Origin of the sequence: Rhodoferax sp. (assembly GCF_014859475.1) — a bacterium.
Lineage (GTDB): Bacteria > Pseudomonadota > Gammaproteobacteria > Burkholderiales > Burkholderiaceae_C > Rhodoferax.
On the sequence record NZ_JACUUE010000206.1, the window covers coordinates 1 to 4,410 of the forward strand.

Annotated in this window: 3 protein-coding genes; all 3 read left to right on the plus strand. The window is 59.1% G+C overall.

Annotation, left to right across the window (positions count from 1 at the left end; translation table 11 throughout):
- Window positions 1-117: 117 nt before the first annotated feature.
- A complete protein-coding gene (locus IBX54_RS13025; protein WP_296543091.1) occupies window positions 118-1,650 on the plus strand; it encodes an acyl-CoA carboxylase subunit beta in 1,533 nt (510 codons plus the stop codon).
- Window positions 1,651-1,837: 187 nt separating this feature from the next.
- The gene (locus IBX54_RS13030) at window positions 1,838-3,886 is read left to right on the plus strand and encodes an acetyl/propionyl/methylcrotonyl-CoA carboxylase subunit alpha (protein ID WP_296543092.1); all 2,049 of its coding nucleotides are present in this window, start codon (window positions 1,838-1,840) and stop codon (window positions 3,884-3,886) included.
- Entirely contained in the window at window positions 3,883-4,359 is a 477-nt protein-coding gene (locus IBX54_RS13035) for a VOC family protein (protein ID WP_296543093.1), read from the plus strand. Before IBX54_RS13030 ends, IBX54_RS13035 begins: the two co-directional genes overlap by 4 nt.
- Window positions 4,360-4,410: the final 51 nt, after the last annotated feature.

The following is a 4,410-nucleotide window of genomic DNA, read 5'->3' on the forward strand; positions in this document are numbered from 1 at the left end:
ATGGCCGCCTCCACGGCCGCCAGAAACATGCTGCTGGCCCATGCTGAAAAACCTGAATCACGATGCACTTCATAACCCGAAAACCCAACCATTTCCTGACCTAAGAGAGACCAAGCCATGCACGATATTCTTGAAAAATTGGAAAAAAAACGCGAACTCGCCCGCTTGGGCGGGGGCCGGAATCGCATTGATGCGCAGCACAAAAAGGGCAAGCTCACCGCGCGCGAGCGCATCGAGGTGCTGCTTGATCAAGGCACCTTTGAAGAGTGGGACATGTTTGTCGAGCACCGCTGCTCTGACTTCGGCATGGCTGACAACAAAATCCCCGGCGACGGTGTGGTCACCGGCTACGGCATGATCAATGGCCGCCTGGTGTTTGTCTTCAGCCAGGACTTCACTGTGTTCGGCGGTGCGCTGTCCGAGGCCCATGCGGAAAAAATTTGCAAGATCATGGACCAGGCCATGAAGGTCGGCGCGCCGGTGATCGGCCTTAATGACTCGGGCGGCGCGCGTATTCAGGAAGGCGTGGCCTCGCTTGGCGGTTACGCCGACGTGTTCCAGCGCAACGTGATGGCCAGCGGCGTGATTCCGCAGATCAGCATGATCATGGGCCCGTCAGCCGGCGGTGCGGTGTATTCGCCCGCCATGACCGACTTCATTTTCATGGTGAAAGATTCGAGCTACATGTTTGTCACCGGCCCCGAAGTGGTCAAGACCGTGACGCACGAGGAAGTAACGGCCGAACAGTTGGGCGGTGCCATCAGCCACAGCACCAAGAGCGGTGTCGCCGACCTGGCATTTGAGAACGATGTCGAAGCCTTGCTGCTGCTGCGCCGTCTGTACAACTACCTGCCCTTGAATAACCGCGAAAAAGCGCCGGTGCGCAAGAGCGGCGACCCCGCTGACCGTGCCGACATGAGCCTGGACACGCTGGTGCCCGACAATCCAAACAAGGCTTATGACATGAAGGAGCTGATCACCAAGACGCTGGATGACGGCGACTTTTTTGAACTGCAACCCGAGTACGCCAAAAACATCCTGATTGGCTTTGGCCGCATGGAAGGCCAGACGGTGGGCATTGTGGCCAATCAGCCACTGGTGCTGGCGGGTTGTCTGGACATCAAGAGCAGCATCAAGGCGGCGCGTTTTGTGCGGTTTTGTGATGCCTTCAACATTCCGGTCATCACGTTTGTTGACGTGCCCGGTTTCATGCCCGGCACGGCGCAGGAGTACGGCGGCATCATCAAGCACGGCGCCAAACTGCTGTACGCGTTTGCCGAGTGCACCGTGCCCAAAATCACCGTGATCACGCGCAAGGCCTACGGCGGCGCGTATGACGTGATGGCCTCCAAGCACCTGCGCGGTGATGTCAACCTGGCCTGGCCCAACGCCGAAATTGCGGTCATGGGGGCCAAGGGCGCGGTGGAAATCATCTTCCGCGAAGACAAGGGCGACCCCGCCAAGCTGGCCGCCAAAGAGGCCGAATACAAGGCCCGGTTTGCCAACCCCTTTGTGGCCGGAGCGCGCGGCTTTATTGACGACGTGATACTGCCGCACGAAACCCGCAAGCGCATTTGCCGCTCGCTGGTGATGCTGCGCGACAAGAAGGTTGAAAACCCGTGGCGCAAGCACGGCAACATTCCACTTTGAGTCTTTGTGGAACGCATCCTGAAATTGTGGCGCGCTGTATCGGGCTGCCCGGGCGTTTTGCTCCGTGTCCCCCGGCCTGCGGCCTCCTCCTTTACCTGCGCAAAACGCCCGGGCAGCCCGATCCTGAACCGGCTGACTGGGTTGAACCGCACAAAACACAAAACTGATTCCCGAATAGGAGACCTCCATGTTTACCAAGATATTGATCGCAAACCGTGGCGAGATCGCTTGCCGCGTCATCATCACCGCCAAAAAAATGGGCATCAAGACCGTGGCTGTGTACTCGGACGCCGACAAGGACGCCCGCTTTGTGCTGCTGGCCGACGAGGCCGTGCACATTGGTGCCCCGCCCAGCCGCGAGAGTTACCTGGTGGCTGAAAAAATCATCGCAGCCTGTAAAAAGACCGGCGCGCAAGCGCTGCACCCGGGCTACGGCTTCCTGAGCGAAAACGCCGAGTTTGCCAAACGCGTCGAAGAAGAAGGCATTGTCTTCATCGGCCCCAAGCATTATTCGATGGCGGCCATGGGCGACAAGATCGAGTCCAAAAAACTGGCGGGCGCAGCCGGTGTCAATTGCATTCCGGGTGTCAACAGCGCCATCGAAAGCGCCGACAAAGCGGTTGAAATTGCCAAGGATATTGGCTATCCGGTCATGATCAAGGCCAGCGCCGGCGGCGGTGGCAAGGGGCTGCGCGTGGCCTATAACGACAAGGAAGCGTTTGAAGGCTTCACCAGTTGCCGCAACGAGGCGCGCAACAGCTTTGGTGACGACCGCGTGTTTGTCGAGAAATATGTCGAAGAACCACGCCACATCGAAATTCAGCTCGTTGGTGATAGCTTTGGCAACGTGGTTTATCTCAACGAGCGTGAGTGCTCGCTCCAGCGTCGTCACCAAAAGGTGATCGAAGAAGCGCCCAGCCCGTTCATCAATGACGCCACCCGCAAGGCCATGGGCGAGCAGGCTGTGGCGCTGGCCAAGGCGGTCAAATACCAAAGCGCCGGCACCGTGGAGTTTGTGGTCGGCAAGGACCAGAGCTTTTACTTTCTGGAGATGAACACGCGCCTGCAGGTGGAGCACCCGGTGACCGAATGCATCACCGGGCTGGACCTGGTGGAGCTGATGATCCGGGTGGCTGCGGGCGAAAAATTGCCGCTCACGCAGGCCGATGTCAAGCGCGACGGTTGGGCCATAGAGTGCCGCATCAACGCCGAAGACCCGTTTCGCAGCTTTCTGCCGTCAACCGGTCGTCTGGTGCGCTTTCAGCCGCCCGAAGAAACCATGTTTGCCTCAGATACCTCAAAGTGGCATGGGGTGCGGGTCGATACCGGCGTGCAGGACGGCGGTGAGATTCCAATGTTCTACGACTCCATGATCGCCAAGCTGATCGTGCACGGCACGGATCGCCAGGATGCCATTGCCAAAATGCGCGAAGCCCTGAACGGTTTTGTGATTCGGGGGGTCTCAAGCAATATTCCGTTTCAGGCAGCCTTGCTGGCGCACCCGAAATTTGTGGCGGGCGACTTCAATACCGGCTTCATTGCCGAAAACTATGGCAAGGGTTTTCGCGCCGAAGATGTGCCACACAGTAATGTGGAATTTTTGGTGGCGCTGGCCGCGTTTGTCTCACGCCGCTATCTGAACCGCGCCGCTTCCATCAGCGGGCAAATGGAGGGGCACGAGATCCGGATCGGCGCAGATTTTGTGGCCGTGGTTGTCGGGCAAGAAAGCAACGGAAACTCGTACCCGGTGCATGTTGATGATTTCAATGGTCAAAGTCGCTCTGCTGTGCTCAGCGTTGGCGGGCAGCAGTTCCGGATCAGCAGCGACACCAAATTTGGCACCATCCGCATGCACGGTACGTGCAACGATGAGCCCTTTACGGCCCAGGTGGAGCGCGGTACGGTCAAGAGCCCGCTGGCCATTCGTGTCATTCACAACGGCACCCAACTCGACGTCATGGTGTTGTCGCCGCGATCGGCCGAATTGCACGCGCTGATGCCATACAAGGCCCCCCCGGACATGAGCCGCTATGTGCTGTCGCCCATGCCGGGCTTGCTGGTTGATGTGGCAGTTCAAGTGGGCCAGAAGGTGCAGGCCGGGGAACGTGTGGCCGTGATTGAGGCCATGAAGATGGAAAACGTGTTGTTTGCCGCCTCCGATGGCGTGGTCGGCAAGGTGCTGGCTGCCGAGGGCGAAAGCCTCACCGTGGATCAGCCGATTGTGGAGTTTGTATGAGCCAGCGCCCGTTCAAGGTGCTGGGCATCCAGCAAATCGCCATTGGCGGCACCAGTAAAACGCGCCTGCAAAAGCTCTGGGTCGAAATGCTGGGCCTGGAGGTTACCGGCACGTTCCAGAGCGAGCGCGAAAACGTCGATGAAGACATTTGCGCCATGGGCGCTGGCCCGTTCAAGGTCGAGGTCGATTTGATGCAGCCCATGGACATCGACAAAAAGCCTGCGGTGCACACCACGCCGCTGAACCATGTGGGTCTGTGGATTGACGACTTGCCCAAGGCGGTGGCGTGGCTCACGGCGCAGGGCGTGCGTTTTGCGCCAGGGGGCATCCGCAAAGGTGCCGCGGGCTTTGACATCTGCTTTTTGCACCCCAAGGCCAGTGATGAGTTTCCGATTGCCGGGGAAGGCGTGCTGATCGAGCTGGTGCAGGCGCCGCCCGAGGTGGTGGTGGCGTTCGGTAAATTGGCGGCCTAACTTGCATGAATCCGGAGCGACACCCCAGATGATGAAAGCGTACCGTCATCG

Coding starts and splice junctions, on each gene's coding strand:
- IBX54_RS13025 (WP_296543091.1), top strand. CDS start 118: ATGCACGATATTCTTGAAAAATTGGAAAAAAAACGCGAACTCGCCCGC.
- IBX54_RS13030 (WP_296543092.1), top strand. CDS start 1,838: ATGTTTACCAAGATATTGATCGCAAACCGTGGCGAGATCGCTTGCCGC.
- IBX54_RS13035 (WP_296543093.1), top strand. CDS start 3,883: ATGAGCCAGCGCCCGTTCAAGGTGCTGGGCATCCAGCAAATCGCCATT.